At 54.0% G+C, this 17,188-nt stretch carries 18 protein-coding genes and 1 pseudogene; 11 read left to right on the top strand and 8 right to left on the bottom strand.

The window, feature by feature from the left end; translation table 11 throughout:
- The first annotated feature begins 3 nt into the window (after nt 1-3).
- Genes J9253_RS16830 through J9253_RS16820 form a run of 3 tightly spaced genes read left to right on the top strand, consistent with a single transcriptional unit; the run spans nt 4 to nt 6,075 of the window.
- The gene (locus J9253_RS16830; RefSeq protein WP_210222048.1) at nt 4-1,122 is read left to right on the top strand and encodes a glycosyltransferase family 4 protein; all 1,119 of its coding nucleotides are present in this window, start codon (nt 4-6) and stop codon (nt 1,120-1,122) included.
- Nucleotides 1,115-2,623 carry a lipopolysaccharide biosynthesis protein gene (locus tag J9253_RS16825; protein WP_210222047.1) on the top strand — a complete coding sequence of 503 codons (1,509 nt, stop codon included), beginning with the start codon at nt 1,115-1,117 and terminating at the stop codon, nt 2,621-2,623. Before J9253_RS16830 ends, J9253_RS16825 begins: the two co-directional genes overlap by 8 nt.
- A gap of 50 nt (nt 2,624-2,673) precedes the next feature.
- Entirely contained in the window at nt 2,674-6,075 is a 3,402-nt protein-coding gene (locus tag J9253_RS16820) for a polysaccharide biosynthesis tyrosine autokinase (RefSeq protein WP_210222046.1), read from the top strand.
- 14 nt (nt 6,076-6,089) lie between these two features.
- Here J9253_RS16820 and J9253_RS16815 read toward each other — a convergent pair whose 3' ends face one another.
- The 7 genes from J9253_RS16815 to mog form a co-directional block, all read right to left on the bottom strand.
- Nucleotides 6,090-7,343 (bottom strand): O-antigen ligase family protein, encoded by a 1,254-nt coding sequence (locus J9253_RS16815; RefSeq protein ID WP_210222045.1) that lies wholly within the window; start codon nt 7,341-7,343, stop codon nt 6,090-6,092.
- Nucleotides 7,344-7,346: 3 nt separating this feature from the next.
- Nucleotides 7,347-8,660: a hypothetical protein gene (locus tag J9253_RS16810; RefSeq protein WP_210222044.1), complete on the bottom strand. Its 1,314-nt coding sequence runs from the start codon at nt 8,658-8,660 to the stop codon at nt 7,347-7,349.
- A 106-nt stretch (nt 8,661-8,766) separates the two neighbouring features.
- Nucleotides 8,767-8,943: a hypothetical protein gene (locus J9253_RS16805; RefSeq protein WP_210222043.1), complete on the bottom strand. Its 177-nt coding sequence runs from the start codon at nt 8,941-8,943 to the stop codon at nt 8,767-8,769.
- A complete protein-coding gene (locus tag J9253_RS16800; protein WP_210222042.1) occupies nt 8,921-9,874 on the bottom strand; it encodes a hypothetical protein in 954 nt (317 codons plus the stop codon). The genes J9253_RS16805 and J9253_RS16800 overlap by 23 nt, the downstream gene beginning before the upstream one ends.
- 12 nt (nt 9,875-9,886) lie before the next feature.
- Nucleotides 9,887-11,089 carry an RtcB family protein gene (locus J9253_RS16795; RefSeq protein WP_028488550.1) on the bottom strand — a complete coding sequence of 401 codons (1,203 nt, stop codon included), beginning with the start codon at nt 11,087-11,089 and terminating at the stop codon, nt 9,887-9,889.
- 237 nt (nt 11,090-11,326) lie between these two features.
- A complete protein-coding gene (locus J9253_RS16790) occupies nt 11,327-11,677 on the bottom strand; it encodes a NifB/NifX family molybdenum-iron cluster-binding protein (protein ID WP_210222041.1) in 351 nt (116 codons plus the stop codon).
- 68 nt (nt 11,678-11,745) lie between these two features.
- Nucleotides 11,746-12,294, bottom strand: a complete 549-nt coding sequence (gene mog, locus J9253_RS16785) for a molybdopterin adenylyltransferase (RefSeq protein WP_210222040.1) — start codon at nt 12,292-12,294, stop codon at nt 11,746-11,748.
- A 71-nt stretch (nt 12,295-12,365) separates the two neighbouring features.
- On the opposite strand from mog, the gene J9253_RS16780 reads away from it, so the two are divergent.
- Entirely contained in the window at nt 12,366-12,683 is a 318-nt protein-coding gene (locus J9253_RS16780; protein WP_210222039.1) for a DUF302 domain-containing protein, read from the top strand.
- On the opposite strand, the gene tnpA is transcribed toward J9253_RS16780, so the two are convergent.
- A complete protein-coding gene (gene tnpA, locus J9253_RS16775) occupies nt 12,680-13,096 on the bottom strand; it encodes an IS200/IS605 family transposase (RefSeq protein WP_210222038.1) in 417 nt (138 codons plus the stop codon). The two genes, J9253_RS16780 and tnpA, sit on opposite strands and share 4 nt — an antisense overlap.
- A 21-nt stretch (nt 13,097-13,117) precedes the next feature.
- Between tnpA and J9253_RS16770 the strand changes: the two genes are divergently transcribed.
- From J9253_RS16770 to J9253_RS16740, 7 genes and pseudogenes are all read left to right on the top strand, one after another.
- On the top strand, nt 13,118-13,918 hold the full coding sequence (locus tag J9253_RS16770; RefSeq protein ID WP_210222037.1) for an RNA-guided endonuclease InsQ/TnpB family protein: 801 nt from the start codon (nt 13,118-13,120) through the stop codon (nt 13,916-13,918).
- A 12-nt stretch (nt 13,919-13,930) separates the two neighbouring features.
- Nucleotides 13,931-14,221, top strand: a pseudogene (locus tag J9253_RS16765) (zinc ribbon domain-containing protein); the annotation flags it as partial.
- Nucleotides 14,222-14,255: 34 nt separating this feature from the next.
- A complete protein-coding gene (locus J9253_RS16760) occupies nt 14,256-14,426 on the top strand; it encodes a hypothetical protein (protein ID WP_210222035.1) in 171 nt (56 codons plus the stop codon).
- 115 nt (nt 14,427-14,541) lie between these two features.
- Nucleotides 14,542-14,847, top strand: a complete 306-nt coding sequence (gene bufA1 / locus J9253_RS16755) for a BufA1 family periplasmic bufferin-type metallophore (protein ID WP_210222034.1) — start codon at nt 14,542-14,544, stop codon at nt 14,845-14,847.
- Nucleotides 14,848-14,940: 93 nt separating this feature from the next.
- A complete protein-coding gene (locus J9253_RS16750; RefSeq protein WP_210222033.1) occupies nt 14,941-15,414 on the top strand; it encodes a DoxX family protein in 474 nt (157 codons plus the stop codon).
- A gap of 88 nt (nt 15,415-15,502) precedes the next feature.
- Nucleotides 15,503-16,342, top strand: a complete 840-nt coding sequence (bufB, locus tag J9253_RS16745) for an MNIO family bufferin maturase (protein ID WP_210222032.1) — start codon at nt 15,503-15,505, stop codon at nt 16,340-16,342.
- Nucleotides 16,329-17,102, top strand: coding sequence for an HvfC/BufC family peptide modification chaperone (locus J9253_RS16740; protein WP_210222031.1), 774 nt, complete (start codon nt 16,329-16,331; stop codon nt 17,100-17,102). The genes bufB and J9253_RS16740 overlap by 14 nt, the downstream gene beginning before the upstream one ends.
- Nucleotides 17,103-17,188: the final 86 nt, after the last annotated feature.

Here is a 17,188-nt window from a genome sequence, read left to right as displayed (position 1 = left end):
TGCATGAGTGCCACCACTATCCTGTCCGCCTATTACCGGCATAAGCAAGGCGGCTTTACCACCCGCCTTTACCGCGCTTACCGCGCTCTCGATGCAGCCGGTTATCGGGTCATTTACGTCGCCACCGAAAAGCTGCCGGTTGAGGGTGAACACATCCAGCCGGTCATTTTACCGATGCGCTCCAAGCCCTCCTCGCTGTGGTATTGGCCGGAATTCTACCTGCGAGCCATGCGCGAATTACGCCGCCTGACCCGTGAACATCAGGTGCAACAGCATGTGATGTTTTCGTTTTTCTACGCCACCCTGTCGATCCTTGCCAGTTGGGGGCTGGGTGTAAAAACCCTGACCTTCGTGCGCGGCGATGACATTTTCGATGCAGCCAAAAAGCGTTTTGCCCGCCCGCGCATCTGGGCACACAGCCTGCTGGAAAAACTGGGGATGCGCTATTCGCATCAGGTGATTACCACCAGCGACACCATGAAAGCCAGCATTAACCAGCGCTCCGGCGGTCAGGAAAAAACCGCCAGTCTGCCCAACAATATTGTGACCCAGCCGCTCGACATTCACCTGCCGAATATCCGCGCTGACACGGTGCGCATCGCCACGGTATCAGTGCTGAACCCGCGTAAAAACCTGATGCTGGTGTTACGGGCGCTCAGCCAATTACCCCCCGACCAACGCTGGGAATACTTACTGATTGGCAGCGACAACAGCGGCAAACACTATCTGGAAGAACTACAAGCTTTTACCGCTGAAGCCGGGCTAAGCGACCGAGTACATTTCCTCGGCTGGCGCGATGATGTCGCCACCCTCCTGCAAAGCTGCCACCTGCTGGTGCTACCCACCTTGCACGAAGGCTCCCCGAATGCCCTGCTGGAAGCGATGGGTTACGGCCTGCCTTGCCTTGCCAGCCATATCCCGGAAATCCGCGAAATCTTGCCTGACCGCGAACTGCTGTTCGACCCGCACCACCCAGCGGAACTGACCCACAAACTGGAACGTTTCCTCCAGCTACCGGGCTATGCCGGGGTAATCAAGGTGAAAACGGCACAATGCAAGGCACGTTACACCTTCGATTGGGATCAGCGCATGGTGGCCTTGGTCGACGCAGCCAATGGCTAAGGCAATCACCAAGGGGTATGCCAGTTCCACCGTGATCCGCTTGCTGGCGATTGGCCTCAATGCGGTGGGGGCACTGCTGCTGTTGCCATTTGTGCTCAAGGCACTGGGGGCAAACGATTTTGGTATCTGGGCGATGGCGACCTCCATCACCGGCTACCTATTGCTGCTGGATTTTGGCATTGCACTGGCCTGCACCCGTTACCTGTCGGTGAATGCTGAAGATCAGGCGGGCTGGCGACGCACGTTCAGCAGTTCATTCGCGCTATCACTAGGCTTGGCAGCCCTGTTGTTACTGGTAGCCGGGCTGGTACAAGTGGGCGTTTACAGCGGGCTATTGCCTGCATCCTACCAGCCCATGCCGAATGTCATCAGCCTGTTGCTGGTGGAAGTCGCGCTATCCATCCCCTTGCGCCTCTACCAAAGCATTTTGCGGGCGGAAGTGCGTTATGTAGAAATCGGCCTGTTTGAAATTGTGCGCATCGTACTGCGCTTGCTCGGTATCCCGCTGATCTTGTGGGCAGGCGGCGGGCTAATGAGTATTTTGGTGTATGCCTCCGCCGTCAATGTGCTGTTTTTTGCACTCATGCTGATCAATGTTTACCGGCGTGACCGCACCCTGTACATCGACTGGCAAACGGTGGACTGGGCGCATGTGCGCGAACTGTTTAACTTCAGCAAATACGCCGCTGTCACGCAGGTCGCAGAATTTTTCAAATACCGCACCGATAATGTGTTGGTGGGAATACTGTTAGGGGTCAGCGCGGTTGCCCCTTATGCCATTATGGTGGTGGTCGTCGATATGCTCACCCAAATCCTGATGCGTTTCCAGAGTTACTGGGACACTATCATCATGCGCCATGCCGGGGAACGCCGCCTCGCCAGTGCCTTGGATACCACCCTGAAATCACTGAAAATCGGCGTGTCGCTGGCCTTGCTGGCCACCTTTGATACTTGGTTGCTAGGAACGCATTTCCTGAGCCTGTGGGTCGGTGAAACCTACGCCCATCTGGCGCTACCGCTAACCCTGTTTACCCTGATTTTGCCCGGTCTGGCAGTGCAGTTGGCAACCTCACCTTACTTCAATGCACTGGGAAAACAACGCAGTAATGCGGGGCTGGCCTTGCTGGAAATCCTGATCAAACTGGTCTTGCTATTACCGCTCACCAAGCTGTTTGCAGCGGATGGCGTCATCTACGCCAGTGTATTAGCAGCATTTGGTGCTGCCGTGCTGCGCTTACGCGTCATGGCAGGTATCGTGCAGTGCCCGCCCTTGCATCTGGCACGCATCGTCACTTGCAAATTAGTGCCGGTGCTGGCGTTGCTGGGCGTATTGTGGAGCCTCACCCTGTTGCTGGAATTGGCAGGTATGCCGCCACTGTTCACCGCAGCACTGATTTTAGCATTGCAGCTCATCTGTTTATTATTTTCTATCAAAAAACCTGCTTATACGCATCATCCAGCACTTCGCGCCATTTGTCCAAGCCCGCGTAGCACTAGCTGACAGCATTCCCTATTGTCAAGGCTACCGAAATCATCAGAAACGAGCATACCTTGAAAATCGCATTCATTGCCATCAAAGGGATTGACCGCATTGGCGGTGTCGAAACCTATACGGTAGAGCTGGGAAAAAGGCTGGTGGACGCAGGGCATCAGGTCATTGTGTACACGGCGAAAACCCCGGCACACCCTGTCCCGTTTTACTATCAGGGGATGCGGGTTATTCCGTTATCCACCATTCACCATAAATATTTTGAAAAAATGGTGCTGGTTATCCATGCTAGCCTGCACCAGTTCTCGGTAAAGGGTATTGACGTGGTGCACTACCATGCCGTCGGCCCCAGCCTGTTTTCGTTCCTGCCGCGCCTAATCGGGCGTTACACCGTTTTCCAGAGCCACGGGCATGAATGGGAACGCAGTTCGTGGAACGGGCTGGCACGGCTGTTTTTCCATGTGTCGGAAAAGCTCACCTTCTGGTTTGCCAATGACGCTACGGCGGTTTCCCGTACTCTCCAGCAGTATTACCAGCAAAAGTATGGCAAAAACGTTACCTACATCCCGACTGGCATTACGCCGCGCTTACACCCGGCGGTACTCAACAAAATTGCCCGTTACGGCGTCACCCCTGGCAGTTACATCCTCTACGTCGGGCGCTTGTCGCTAGAAAAGCGGGTACATGACCTGATTCAGGCATACCAGCAACTGCAACAGCCGCGTGTCAAACTGGTCATCGTCGGTAGCGCCCGCGCCCAAGACCCTTACGCCGCCGAACTGAAAGCACTGGCATCCGGCAATCCCGACATTCTGTTCACGGGCGCGGTGTATGGCGAGGAACTGGCGGAGTGGTACGACAACGCTTACGTGTACGTGCTGCCCTCGCAGATGGAAGGTTTGCCCATCACCCTGCTGGAAGCCATGAGCCTGGGGCGTTGCTGCATTGCCAGCGATATTGACGCCAATACGGAAGCACTGGACGGCAAAGGCATCCTGTTCCCAACAGGCGATACCGCCGCATTACGCGACCGTCTGCAAGAGGCGCTTGATGACCCGGCACGGGTGCAACAGATCGGCACAACCCTGTATCAGCACGTCCTCAACCATTACACCTGGACACTGGTCACTGACCAGTTCATCCGGTTTTACCAAAAAGCACTTCCCGCAGCAGTTAATAAAGGCACTGTCACCATCATGAAAGGCAACGGCACATCCATCCCCCATTACCCTGCCAACACCGTTGAATCAGCCCGTAATGCCCCACATTTGGTACTGGCAGACCCAGCACCGGGACGTGATTACACCGCGTATGCGACGCCACCCAAAATCCCGCTGTCACATTATTGGAGCACCTTGCGCCAGAATACCGGGCCGATCCTGCTGACAACCGCGCTGATCAGTGCCCTGATGCTGGGGTTGGCATGGCTGACCAACCCGACCTACACCGCCAAAAGCAGTGTCAAGATCGAAACCACCTCGCCCAAACTGTTGGAATACGATGTGGATACGGCTCGCCCGCCGTCCTACATTGACGAAAACATTTTCTATAACACCCAGTACAAAATGCTGCGTAGCCGCGATCTGGCCACCGAAGTCATCGACAAGCTGGGCATCCGCGACACCCTGCTGCAAGAACGCGGCTTCAAAGACCCCGCTTACTGGCTGATTGACCCTGTAAAAGCCATCGTAGCAGACATCCGCAAACTATTACCCGGCAGTGAACGAGCCGCTTGGGATACCCCGGAAATAACCGCTGAGGAACTTTTTCTGGAACACCTAACCATCAACCCGGTCAGGAATTCACGCATCATTGACATCCATTTCACCTCAACCAACCCGATCATGGCGCGAAATGTCGTACAAGGTATGACCGATACTTTCGTGGACTTGCAACAACGTGGCAAGCAGGCAGCAGCGGAGCAAGCCACCCAATTCCTTGACAAGCAAATCAATGAAGCACGCGACAAACTGCAAACCAGTGAAGCCGCCCTGATCCGTTACGCCCGTAATAAAAACATCGTCGACACCAACTCAGATGAACCCATCATTGCCAAAAATCTGGAGGCACTCAGCAGCGCTCACATGGCAGCCAAGGAAAAGCGCATTCAAACCCAAAGTTTGTACCACAGCAAAGGTAAAGTGGCAGGCTCCTTGAATGTGGACGATAGCCCACTGATTCAGGAACACAAAAAGGAACTGGGTAAACTACAAAGCACCTATTTGGCGAACCTTGAGCTATTCAAACCCAATTACCCAGCCATGCTCTCCCTGCAAGAACAAATTAACAGCCGTGAAGCCCTGATTGCCAAGGAAAGCACCCATATCCGTTCAGACACAGCCATCAACCTCAAAGCCTCCTATGAAGCCGCGATGTCAGAAGAGCGCAAGCTGGACGGCGAGATCAAACTACTGGAAAAACAATTGCTGCAATTCCGCGATGACAGCATCGGCTATGCCAACCTCAAGCGCGACGTGGAAACCGGGCGCAGCCTCTACGACGGTTTGTTACAACGCGTTAAAGAAATCAATGTCGTGGAAACAGCCCAAACCGGCAGCATTTCTGTCGTCGACAAAGCCATTTTACCCTCACGCAAAGATGGCCCCAGCTACGCCAAATACCTGTTACTTGGTTTGCTGTCCGGCCTGTTCCTCAGCGCATTGGCCGTCATGCTACGCGAAACTTTACAACCCAAAATACGCCTGACCGAAGACTTGCAGGAAATCGGCGGCAAATACCAAGTGCTGCACTCCCTGCCTTACAGCAAAGCACTCTTGAACCGCAGTCAAGCCGAATTGCTCAAGCAACAGCCCGACCAGATTTGGGTAGATGCACTGCGCTACCTGAAAACCTCGCTGGTACTCGCCAACAACGGACGCTTCCCGCAAATCCTGCACATCACCAGCCCCCTGCCGGGTGAAGGCAAAAGCACCACCGCCGTCAATCTGGCGCTGATGCTCGCCAACACCGGCAACAAGGTCTTACTGATTGATGCGGATTTGCGTAAACCTACCATCCATAAGCACCTAGAACTCGATAACAGCTACGGCCTGACCCATTACCTGACCGGCACTGCCCGCGAAAGCCCGCTGACACGGGTCAAAGGTTCACGCCTACTGTTTGTCATTTGTGCAGGCCCTGCCGTACCCGATCCGGTAGAAGCGCTGTCAGGAGCGCACATGCAAACCTTGCTGGATAAATCGCGGGAAGTGTTTGACTACGTGATTGTGGATGCCCCACCGATCCTCGGTATGGCCGACTCCCTGCTGCTCGCCAACCGCTCAGATGGAACCCTGCTGATTGTGGCCAACAACCGCTCCAGTAAACAGGACGTGCGCACCGCCATTGACTGTCTGGAAAAGAGCCATGGTAAAATATTGGGACTGGTACAAAACATGGTTCCCAACAAAGCTAACAGCACCAGCAACTACTCTGACGGGCGCAGCATGATCGTTCACGCCTAACCCAGAGCTGCCTTTTACCTCGCAGACACTGCTGTCCCAGAAGCAGCGGTGTTTTGCCGGTACAGCTCATACAACATCACCGCAATCACCATATCCATGAACAGGTCGTTACTCAGAATCCCCGCATTATGAAAAAGGGAGTTCACAAAAGCGCCCAGTATAAACACCGCCCGATACCAACTGCCCGCGATCAACCGATACACGTAGTAGACCAGCAAAAACACCCCGGCAAACCCGAAGGTATGCACCAGATTGAGAATGGAATTGTGTACCGGCACGATAAAGTGCGCTTTCTCACTGGGATCATAATTGAACAGGTTCTGATCATTCACGAAATATTGCACCGCGTACTCAACCGTATCGAAATTAAAACCATAGCCAAACGGCTGGCGCAAGAACAGTTCAGTGCCGTATTTATACAAGGTACTACGCCCGGCTGCCGAAGCATCATCCAGACTGATCATCCGGGAATCGATCCCCGCCTTGTCCGCCAGCAACACAAAGGCAAGCCCACCCAACAACACCAACAAACCCGTCGCCGGAATCACCCGCGCCGGAAATAGAAACAGGTAAATCAACGCAGGCATCAGCAAAGCCGCCCCCATTGCCGAACGGGTTTCCGACGCAAAAATCCCCCCCGCCAGAATCAACCCCACCACCACAGCCACCATCTGGAAACGCGGGTTATAACGGTTCTGAAGCACCAGATACAGGTTAAGCATTAACGCCCCCAGCAGCATATAAGTTTGTGGAATCGCATACAAACTCAAACCGGGCGGACGCAGCAAGGCTTCGGTAATCTGCGACTGGATTTCATCGCTGAGCTCCTTGTTCTGAATACCCGCCAAAGCACCTTGCACTTGCCACGCAAACTGCACATCCAACGCCTGCATAATCCCCACCAGCGCCGAAGGCAACGCAATCCCTACCACCAGATACCCCAGCGTGCGGAAACCGAATTGCTCCACCACAAAAAAGCTCACCAAAATCATCAAATACGACTGCAACAGCTTCAGCTCGCCATTGGCAATATTACCGGGGGTAACGTTATTCGCGAGTGACACCACCAAGCCCAGCATCGCCAGCAACAGATAGACCTTGCTGGCCAACCCTATCCGAAACAGCGTCGTATAATCACGCATCACCACCAGCCCACCCGCCAATAGAATCAGGAACGACCTAACCGGCAAGCCCGCCACATACACATTGTTCAGGTAGGCCAAAAAAATGAAATGCAGGGCAAACACCCCCAAAATAACAGTACGCATCGCTTATGGCTCTTGTTCTAGGTCAATCAGGTTAAGGTAGGCCGTGCCCGGTTCGGGTTCCGGGTCGTAGCTGGCATGGGCATGGTAATCCGACACGAAAAACACATAACGCCCGGAAGGGGAGCTAGCAGCACGGGCTTCGCGCTTGTAGGTGGTCACTTCACCGTCGCGGGTAACACCCCAGCGGCGGGCAGTTTGCTTGCTATCGGCGTGGCGAGGGCCGCGCCCTTGCCGGGAATTGCCGACATAACGGGCAGGCGTTTTGCCATCGAGAGAAACCTGATACAAGCGGCCATCCTGATGGCGTGACATCAACACCCAACCCGGCTTGCCCGCGATACGCGCCACATGCCCGGAAGCACTGGCACGGGCATCCGGTTCCGCTTCTTCCTTGGTATCAGGCCAAATGCGCTGGCTGTGGGCATCGGCCAGTTTCACCTTGAACAAACCACGCCAGTTGCCGTAGACCAGCCAAGGGATGCCTTCACGGTCGAGGGCAATGTCGCTGTGTTTCACATCATCCAGCAATACCCGTGGGCTGGCTGTCGCGGTTTCAGCAAACGGAACCACCAGCATGGTTTCTTGCGGCGCGTGTTGTGCAAACAGCACGTATTCGCCGGTAGGGTCAACACTTGCCCAATCAAAGCTATCATCCCCCACGCTAGCGGCAACCTTGCGCCACGGCAAAGCGCGTTTATCTGCTACTTCATAGGGCTGGATATACATCCCGGAACCGTCCTGTGCCGCGCCTGCCAGCACCAGACGTTTGCCATCGTCGGAAAAATTCCCCTCACCCATCCCAAAGGTAATCCACGCAAAGTCCGGGAAATGCGCCCATTCCTGCACACGGGTTTTATAGGTGCTGAAGTCAATGCTGGCACGCATCAGACGATTGCCATCGGTAAACCAGTACACATTGTCGGCTTGCCTATCCCACAACAATTGGCGTTGCTGAAGGTCGGCCTCCTGTTCGGCAGTCGGTACCCAGCCAACCAAACGCTTGTCGGACAAGCGCCACAAAGCGGCATAAGGGTGGTTTTGTCCCGCCGACCCCAAAGCATGGGTTTCGGTGCGGTTCGCGGGGGAAGTGCGGCTGTAAAAGTGTTGGGCGTGTAACAGGGTAATATTGTCTTCGCCATCAGGGTGAGGGCATTGCTGCTGCATTTCCGCAGCACTGCCACCCAGCCGCCACACGTTGAAATCGGTATCAGGGTCTAGCGTAAAACCCGCCAAGGGAGGTGCAGCCGCATTCCCGGCAGAACACAGGAGCAGATTAACAAGCAGCAGGAACACCAACAGGCCAGAAAACTTTATCATGGAAGGATTTTTCTTGATTTTTCACGCCTGTATAACGCAGCCCACCCGTATTCGCTATTTTTTTTCGACCAAACGCTAACACTTTACGATAGCCGGATTTGATTCGCTAAGCCGCCAACGCATCGGGGCCGGAAAATCCGACCCCTGCTTTATTCACCAGCTTGCGTAATTGACGTTTGTCTTCCTGCCGCTTGGCAGAATGGCTTTTTTCGTGGACACCCCCCCGATGGATAAACAAGTGGTGCGCGACGGGATTGCGGCTACGCCGCTGCTTTTTTGCCATGAGGTTTCTCCTGTGTTGGCAGTTTGAACCATTGCGCCTTACCGTGCCGTTGCAGGTAATGCAGATAGCGGACAGGTTTGAGGAAGTCCGGCGCTTCGCTGGTTTTGACGAAGCAAAATTTTTTCGGTAAATCGGTGTACAAATAACGCGGCGGCTTGCCGTATTCGTAATAGCGCTCAATGCCCTTGAGGCGATTGCCAGTGTCGTAGCTGTGGTAAAACACTTCACGAATCCCCAGTTCACGCCGGATAAAACACAGTGCTGCGGTCAAAATCGCCTCATCCCATACCTTGGAGTAAGGGCGTAACACTTCACGGTATTGCTGCATCTTGTCAGCACCGTACTGCCAATCCTGATCACTATTTGCCGCATTCTTTACCCAATCGGACTGGATTTCCTCGATCAACGCCTGATTGCTGGCAAAATCAAGGTCGATCCGCGCCCATGCCAGTGTTTCCAAACGGCCATCCTTACGTACTGGATGACCGTGGTAAGAAAACGGGGCAACACCTCCATCCGTATGGATCAGCGTTTTGAAAGGTTGCTGGTGGTCATTGGCAAAATTGAGTTGCAGCACCAAGTCGTAACCGGGGCGGCAAATCTGTTTCCAGTGACGGTCGTCCTTGTCATCAGTACCCCATTCGTCCAGCGTCAGGATGAAATTCAGTGGCTTGTGGGTACGGTATTCCGCAGCAACGGCTTCCAGATGCCAGGGTTCCAGCACGCCGTTGCCTGCCAATGCCAAAGCTTCCGCGACAATGGGTTTGGTCAACAGTTTGGCGTAAGGGGAGCGACGCAATGCGCCAATCCCCATGCCGTTGCCGATGTAGTCCTTAAGCAATTGCAGGGCGTAGCTTTCCGGCGCGTAGTGGAACACCGTGCGGCTGCCGCTTAAGCATTCGCGAATCATGTCAACTTGGGTTTTTTCCATGATGCACCGCCTTTAACCTTTCACGCAAATGACTTGACGCAGTGTATGTACGACCTCGACCAGATCGCTTTGGTTCTGCATCACCACGTCGATGTCTTTGTACGCGCCGGGAATTTCATCGACCACGCCTTTGTCCTTGCGGCATTCGATACCCTTGGTCTGCGCTTCCAGATCGAGGGTGTTGAAACGCCGTTTAGCCTCGGTGCGGCTCATGCGTCGCCCCGCACCGTGCGAGCACGAGCAGAACGATTGCGCATTACCCAAGCCGCGCACGATGTAGGATTTCGCGCCCATGCTGCCGGGAATAATGCCGAGCTGCCCCAGTTGTGCACTGATGGCACCCTTGCGAGTCAGGTAGACTTCCGCACCGAAGTGCTCTTCCTTTTGCACGTAGTTGTGGTGGCAGTTGATCGCTTCGCGGGTGGTAGTGAATGCGGGCAAAGCTTTGCTACGTTGCAAGGCATCCAGCACCAAGCGCATCATTTCGCGGCGGTTGACCGTGGCGTAATCCTGCGCCCAGCCGACCGCTTCCACGTAATCGTCGAAATGCTGCGTGCCTTCGGTGAAGTAGGCTAAATCCTTGTCAGGGAGTTGACCCAATTCGCGACCCACATCCTTTTTGGCCTTTTCGATGAAATAGCGCCCGATGGCGTTACCTACCCCGCGACTGCCAGAATGCAGCATGACCCACACGTCGTCGCTTTCGTCGAGGCACAGCTCAATGAAATGGTTGCCGCCGCCGAGTGTGCCGAGTTGCTTACCCCATTGGCGGTGAAAGTTTTTCAACATTTTCACCAGACCGGGGTGCTTGTCGGTAATCACATCCAGATGCTTCCCCATGTTATTGAGGGTAGAACCGTTGAGGGTGGGGCGCACGTGTTCATCAAAACCCGTGGGTACGCGCTGTTCAATCGCGCTGCGGATGTTGTACAAGTTATCGGGCAAGTCGTGGGCTTTGAGTGACAAACGCACCGCATTCATCCCACAACCAATATCGACCCCCACCGCCGCCGGAATAATCGCGCCGCGTGTGGGAATCACTGAACCCACGGTCGCACCAATGCCGTGATGCACGTCTGGCATCGCCGCAATGTGGCTGTGGATGAAGGGCAGTTGCGACAAATTCCCCAATTGTGTCAGCGAGCCGCTGTCCACATCGTCGGTGAAAATCTTGACCGGAACTTTGCCCTTGTTGAGCATAAAACTGATAGGCATAAAAAAACCCCGTTGGTTTTTACGCCATCCGGGGTTTTCGACATGCTGTACACAAAGCACCGCATTCCCATACCGGATGACTGACATCAGTCCCCCGGCACAAGTGCGGGAGACACTAAATGATTAAATTCCTTTGTGTATATCCGTTCAGCATGGGTGTCTCCGTAGTTAAGGTTGATAATGGTTGGAAAGTGTAGCGGTAATAGCGTCAATGTCAATAGACAATTTGACGAACGTTTATAAACCCGTCGGTGCAGGCTTGCTCGCCCAAGGCGTCACCGTCGCCAATAACTGCTGTACTGCCACCAAGGGGTCTGTTTCATCAGTGGTTTTTACCCGCACGCCGTATTGCTTCATCTGATTGATGAAACTTTTTCCGCAAGGTCCGGTGATCAAATAATCCAGCACCAACAGCGGGTGATCACCGCGTTTGTCCCAGGCGTGGATCGACATATCCATCGACAACTCAATCGGCTCGACCGCTTGGAGGGGTTCCCCGCCAACCGATTCATACACCAAAAAACTCCGCGCTTTGCTGGCGTGCCCGGTAATGGTACGCAAATTCTGACTGGTAACGCCGATTTTCATGCTAGGACTCTCTTAATAATGCAGGGGATTTGTACAATGGTACACGGATGTTACCCGCACAGACCAGCTTAACGCGGTTTCGCATGAGCCGGGCGGAACGCCTTGCATTGCGACGGGTCAGCTTCCAGATACGCCGCTTCAATCAAATCAAGGCAATACGGAATTGCTGGGAATACCGCTTGCAAGCAGTCATCAATTGCGGAAGGCTTGCCCGGTAAATTAACAATCAAACTGCGTCCCCGGATGCCAGCGGTCTGGCGCGACAGGATAGCCGTCGGCACAAACTTCAGCGAAGCCGTGCGCATCAACTCGCCAAACCCAGGCATCAGCTTGCTGCATACCGCTTCGGTTGCTTCCGGCGTCACATCACGCAAGGCGGGGCCTGTGCCGCCTGTCGTGACAATCAGGCTGCAACCTTGCACATCACTCAGTTCACGCAACGCAGCCTCAATACCGGGCTGTTCATCGGGAATCACACGGGCAACCGCTTCCCACGGGCTGGTCAGCACCCGGTTGAACCATTCGCTGATGGCGGGGCCACCCTTGTCTTCGTATTCGCCCCGGCTGGCGCGGTCGGAAATCGTCAAAATGCCAATGCGTGCAACAGCCTGTGTCATGTCGTCAATCCTTTATCAATCTTTGAAAAACACCCTATTGTAAGGCAAATCGTCTCCACAACCGAAGCGGAATGGCTAATCCAAGGGGCGCTTGCATCCAAACGAGTGCAAGCAGCGTATATCCCATACTGGCGACTGATTGGCAGGAGCTGGTGAAAGAGCGTGGTTTGAACGTCTTCGCCCGCATTGACCATGCTGCGGGGGCTGCCAAAATCGGCAAAACCCTCCGCCCCACCGAACTGCTGACTTTTGGCAATCCGCAAGGCGGCACACCCTTCATGGAATGTGCGCAAACGGTTGCCATTGATCAGGTTGCGCGGCAAACCCCGTCCTTCAGGTCGGGGAGGATAGCGCGGGTGGCGAAGCCGCCCTATGTTCGGAGTGTTTAGTGTGGTGTCTGCTGCTGCTCAATGTATTGGCGAATGAGAGAAATAGGGGCACCGCCACAGCTACCCGCAAAATAACTGGGCGACCATAAAGCACCGCGCCAGAGTTTCTTATGGAGGTTAGGGTAATTTTTCTTGCGTATCACTCGGCTAGAAACCCCCTTTAAACTATTGACCAAAGCCGAGACTGCCACTTTTGGCGGATAGTTTACCAGTAGGTGAACATGGTCATCCTCGCCATCGAATTCCAGCAATTCCGCTTCAAAGTCGGTACACACGCTGGAAAAAATACCACGCAAGTCATCCAGTATGGCTTTGGTAAATACATCTCTGCGGTATTTTGTCACAAATACCAAGTGAACATGTATTCTAAAAACACAATGTCTTCCATGCCTAATGTCGTTGTCATTACTCATAGACCAAACTATAATATGAGGATGCAACGACTACAAGCCTTCAAATACGAACTCATGCCCAATAGTGAAACACAGCGTCAACTACGCCGTTTTGCTGGGTCATGCCGCTTCGTGTACAACAAGGCATTAGCGTTGCAGCAAGCCAATCATGAAGCGGGTGAAAAATTCATCGGTTACGTGGCAATGGCAAAACACCTTGATTTCCCCCGCTTCAAGCGTAAAGGCAGCGGTGACAGTTTCCGTTACCCCGACCCCAAACAAATCAAGCTCGACCCAGACAATAGCCGAATTTTTCTGCCAAAACTCGGCTGGATACGCTACCGCAATAGCCGCGATGTGTTGGGAGAACTACGCAATGTCACGGTTTCCAGCAAAGGCGGCAAATGGTTTGTCAGCATCCAAACCCAGCGCGAAGTGGAATTGCCAGCCACACCCGCAACCACTGCTATCGGTATTGACCTTGGGATAGCGCATTTTGCGACGCTCTCCGACGGCCAGTACATCGAACCACGCAACAGCTTCAAGAACAAACAAGCGAAACTCGCCAAATACCAACGGCGCATGGCGCACAAACAAAAGTTCAGCAGCAACTGGAAAAAAGCCAAAGCCAACGTTCAAAAAATTCACACGCAAATCGCCAACGCCCGCCGCGATTTCCTGCACAAGGCGACGACCACGCTCAGCCAAAACCACGCGTTCGTGTTCATCGAAGATTTGCAGGTACGGAATATGTCGAAGTCAGCGGCTGGTACAGTAGAAAACCCCGGCAAGAAGGTTTCCCAGAAATCCGGCTTAAACAAAGCCATTCTCGACCAAGGCTAGGGTGAATTTCGACGGCAACTCGACTACAAAATGGCATGGAAGGGCGGCATGTTGTTCGCTGTACCGCCGCATTATACCAGTCAAGAGTGCCCAGAATGTCATCATGTAGCGGCGGATAATCGTCAGACGCAAGCACGGTTTGTGTGCGTGCAATGCCACTATGAAAATCATGCCGATCATGTCGGCGCGATCAATATCAAAGAGCGGGGATACCGCTTGTTAGCCTGTGGAGATGCGGCCTTAAGCCGCTCTGTGAAGCAGGAACCCACCGAAGTCAGTCAGCTATCTAGCGGAATGCAGTAGGAATCCCCTTCCTTCAGGGAGGGGAGGATGTCAATTGCCCCTCAAAGCACTGGTTTGGGAAGACGCCGACTCACAAGTCTGGCTGGGTTACAACGACCCCACTTTCATCGCCGAACGGCATGAGGTGACGGATTGCCCAGTGGTTGAAAAATTGGCGAAAACACTGACTGGCCTTGCCAATGAGGTGATTGACAAAAAACCGTAAGAAATCGTTATTGGTTTGCATCCAAACCAACACAAGCCCCGTATAAGCACTACCTGTCACAAAACGGACAGGCAATCTAAAAAATCTGTTTTAAACGTATTGAAGGAGTTATCCCATGAATATCAACAAACCAGTAATGGCTGCGGCACTGATGGCTTTAGGCATGGCTGCAACGTCCGGCACACTGTTCGCTGCTGACATGGCGGCTGACGGAGCCAAAGCGGCGGATGCCAAAGTCGAAATGGAACATTGCGGTGGCCTGGTTAAGGCTGGCATGAATGATTGCGGCGCAAATGGACATGCGTGCGCGGGTCAGGCCAAAGCTGATAGCGATCCGAAAGAGTTCATCGCACTGCCTAAAGGAACGTGTGAAAAAATTGCAGGCGGCATTGTGTTGTCAGAAGACAAAAAAGCCATGTAAGTAACCTTTCCCCCCTCCATAACGCAGCCCCTCCCTTCGGGGAGGCGGCCTGTCAGCCCCCTTAACGGCAATCGCCAACATAAGGAATTTCTGATGAAAAACCCAATAACACTGCCTAGTTTCCTAATGGGTGAATGCTGGCCTTTGGACAGTTTTCTGAAACCCTTGACCCTGTTGGGTTTTCGCCTGTATGTGGCATGGGCATTTTTTGCCTCCGGCCTGACCAAGATCCAGAGTTGGTCGAGTACGCTTTACCTGTTTCAGGATGAATACCACGTCCCGCTGTTGTCACCTGAACTGGCTGCCTATCTGGGGACAGCGGCGGAACTGGTCTTGCCGGTACTGCTAATCGTGGGTTTACTATCACGCCCGGCAGCGTTGGCACTCTTCGTATTCAACATCGTGGCGGTCGTCTCCTATCCTTACCTGTGGACGATAGATGGCGCAGGTGGCTTCTGGCAGCATGTCGTGTGGGGTGCAATGATCTGGATCGTGTTTGTATTCGGGCCGGGTAAGTTGTCGCTGGATTACCCTCTGAGCCAATATTTGCGGCAGCGGTACGGCTAGAGTTGCCCGCTTCTGACCGGTATGCATCCAAACCCGGACAAGCTCCGTATAAGCACTATCTGTTTCAGCGTAGGGAAAATCTTAGCCCATGAACCTAAACACAACGATCAACCACCCCGTCAGCGGCTGCGGGGTGGGCTTGCGCCCCCAGCACATTGACCAGATTACGGATACCAAGCCCGCCATTCCTTGGCTGGAAATTCTCACCGACAATTACCTGTTACCCGGCAGTGTGCAGCAGGATTACCTGTTTGAAATCGCCGAACATTACCCGCTGACCTTTCACGGTGTTGGCATGTCGCTAGGCTCAACTGACCCGCTGAATAGCGAATACTTTAAGCGCGTCAAAGCCTTGGTTGAGCGCGTGAACCCGGCATGGGTTTCCGACCACCTGTGTTGGACATCGGTACACGGGCTGGTAACGCACGACCTGATCCCCTTGCCTTACACCGAGGAAACCATCCGCCATGCCGCCAGTCGTATCCGTCAGGCGCAAGACATGCTGGGGCGCAGGCTGGTCATCGAAAACGTTTCCAGTTACCTGCAATACCAGCAGTCAACCATGAGTGAATGGGATTTCCTGTGCGCCGTGGCGGAAGAAGCCGATTGCCATATCCTGCTCGACGTGAACAACATTTACGTGAGTGCCTGCAACCATGATTTTGCCCCGCTGGATTACTTGAACGCGATTCCTGTAGAACGGGTGCAAGAAATCCACCTCGCGGGCTATGAAGATCGGGGTACACACTTGCTGGATACCCACGGCTACCCGGTCAGCGATGCGGTATGGGAATTGTATGCGCAAGCCATCCAGCGGCTGGGTGCAATCCCCACCCTGATTGAATGGGACAACAACGTGCCGGAACTCGGCACTCTACTGACCGAAGCCCGTAAAGCAGCAGAGGTACAAGCCCATGCCCTTGCCTGAACTTCAATACCGTTTCATCAACGCCATCTTTGACCGTGACCAACGGGATGCCGCAGCAGCACTGGTAAAAGCCCACGGCGCACTCGATGCAGTGCAACGGGTGGGTATTTACCGCAACAGTGTCCACGGCATTTTGCTGCAATACCTCCGTTCACTGTATCCGGTGTGCCAGCAATTGCTCGGCGATGACTTTTTTGAAGCTGCCAGCGACAGGTATATTGACCAATCACCCCCAACCCGTCCGTTTCTCGCCGAATACGCTGACGAGTTTGCCGATTTCCTGCACCACCACCCAGCATTAAGCACCATGCCGTGGATAGCCGAGATAGCACGGCTGGAATGGGCGCGGCATCAGGCATGGAATGCGGTTAACCAGCCCCCCTCGGATTTTGCCCAACTGGCGCTGCTGGATGCCGGGCAACAGGAACGCCTGACGCTGCACACCCCAGATTCCGCCCACCTGTTGCAATCGCCTTACGCCATCCATCCCATTTGGCTCGCACACCAACCCGAAGACCACCCCGATAAATTGCCACTGGAACGCCTTCAGATTCAGCAAGCAAGCACTGTCTTGATATGGCGGACAGGGCGGCGTTTACAACAAGTTGTGCTGGATAAACAGGCGTGGGATTTTCTTGCGGCAGTACAGCAGCGGGCAACACTGCCCGAATTGGCCGAGCGTTTTCAGGAACAGCTAGTGACCTTGCTGATGAATGCTGTGCAACGGGGCTGGATACTGTCTTTCAGGTCGGGGATATAGGAGATGGAAGCAGCAAATGGAATGCCAGCGCTTGGAACGTTTTATAGCCGACACCCGTCAGGTACTGGTCTAACGGGCCTGATCAG

It is taken from the genome of Thiothrix litoralis (genome assembly GCF_017901135.1).
Lineage (GTDB): Bacteria > Pseudomonadota > Gammaproteobacteria > Thiotrichales > Thiotrichaceae > Thiothrix > Thiothrix litoralis.
The sequence above is the reverse complement of the archived record's forward strand: the minus strand, read 5'-3'. Positions and strand labels throughout refer to the sequence as shown.

What these genes read in the sequence shown, in the direction of transcription:
- J9253_RS16830 (WP_210222048.1), top strand. Translation starts at nt 4, where the DNA reads ATGAGTGCCACCACTATCCTGTCCGCCTATTACCGGCATAAGCAAGGC.
- J9253_RS16825 (WP_210222047.1), top strand. Translation starts at nt 1,115, where the DNA reads ATGGCTAAGGCAATCACCAAGGGGTATGCCAGTTCCACCGTGATCCGC.
- J9253_RS16815 (WP_210222045.1), bottom strand. Translation starts at nt 7,343, where the DNA reads ATGCGTACTGTTATTTTGGGGGTGTTTGCCCTGCATTTCATTTTTTTG.
- J9253_RS16810 (WP_210222044.1), bottom strand. Translation starts at nt 8,660, where the DNA reads ATGATAAAGTTTTCTGGCCTGTTGGTGTTCCTGCTGCTTGTTAATCTG.
- J9253_RS16805 (WP_210222043.1), bottom strand. Translation starts at nt 8,943, where the DNA reads ATGGCAAAAAAGCAGCGGCGTAGCCGCAATCCCGTCGCGCACCACTTG.
- J9253_RS16800 (WP_210222042.1), bottom strand. Translation starts at nt 9,874, where the DNA reads ATGGAAAAAACCCAAGTTGACATGATTCGCGAATGCTTAAGCGGCAGC.
- J9253_RS16795 (WP_028488550.1), bottom strand. Translation starts at nt 11,089, where the DNA reads ATGCCTATCAGTTTTATGCTCAACAAGGGCAAAGTTCCGGTCAAGATT.
- J9253_RS16790 (WP_210222041.1), bottom strand. Translation starts at nt 11,677, where the DNA reads ATGAAAATCGGCGTTACCAGTCAGAATTTGCGTACCATTACCGGGCAC.
- mog (WP_210222040.1), bottom strand. Translation starts at nt 12,294, where the DNA reads ATGACACAGGCTGTTGCACGCATTGGCATTTTGACGATTTCCGACCGC.
- J9253_RS16780 (WP_210222039.1), top strand. Translation starts at nt 12,366, where the DNA reads ATGGCTAATCCAAGGGGCGCTTGCATCCAAACGAGTGCAAGCAGCGTA.
- tnpA (WP_210222038.1), bottom strand. Translation starts at nt 13,096, where the DNA reads ATGAGTAATGACAACGACATTAGGCATGGAAGACATTGTGTTTTTAGA.
- J9253_RS16770 (WP_210222037.1), top strand. Translation starts at nt 13,118, where the DNA reads ATGCAACGACTACAAGCCTTCAAATACGAACTCATGCCCAATAGTGAA.
- bufA1 (WP_210222034.1), top strand. Translation starts at nt 14,542, where the DNA reads ATGAATATCAACAAACCAGTAATGGCTGCGGCACTGATGGCTTTAGGC.
- J9253_RS16750 (WP_210222033.1), top strand. Translation starts at nt 14,941, where the DNA reads ATGAAAAACCCAATAACACTGCCTAGTTTCCTAATGGGTGAATGCTGG.
- bufB (WP_210222032.1), top strand. Translation starts at nt 15,503, where the DNA reads ATGAACCTAAACACAACGATCAACCACCCCGTCAGCGGCTGCGGGGTG.
- J9253_RS16740 (WP_210222031.1), top strand. Translation starts at nt 16,329, where the DNA reads ATGCCCTTGCCTGAACTTCAATACCGTTTCATCAACGCCATCTTTGAC.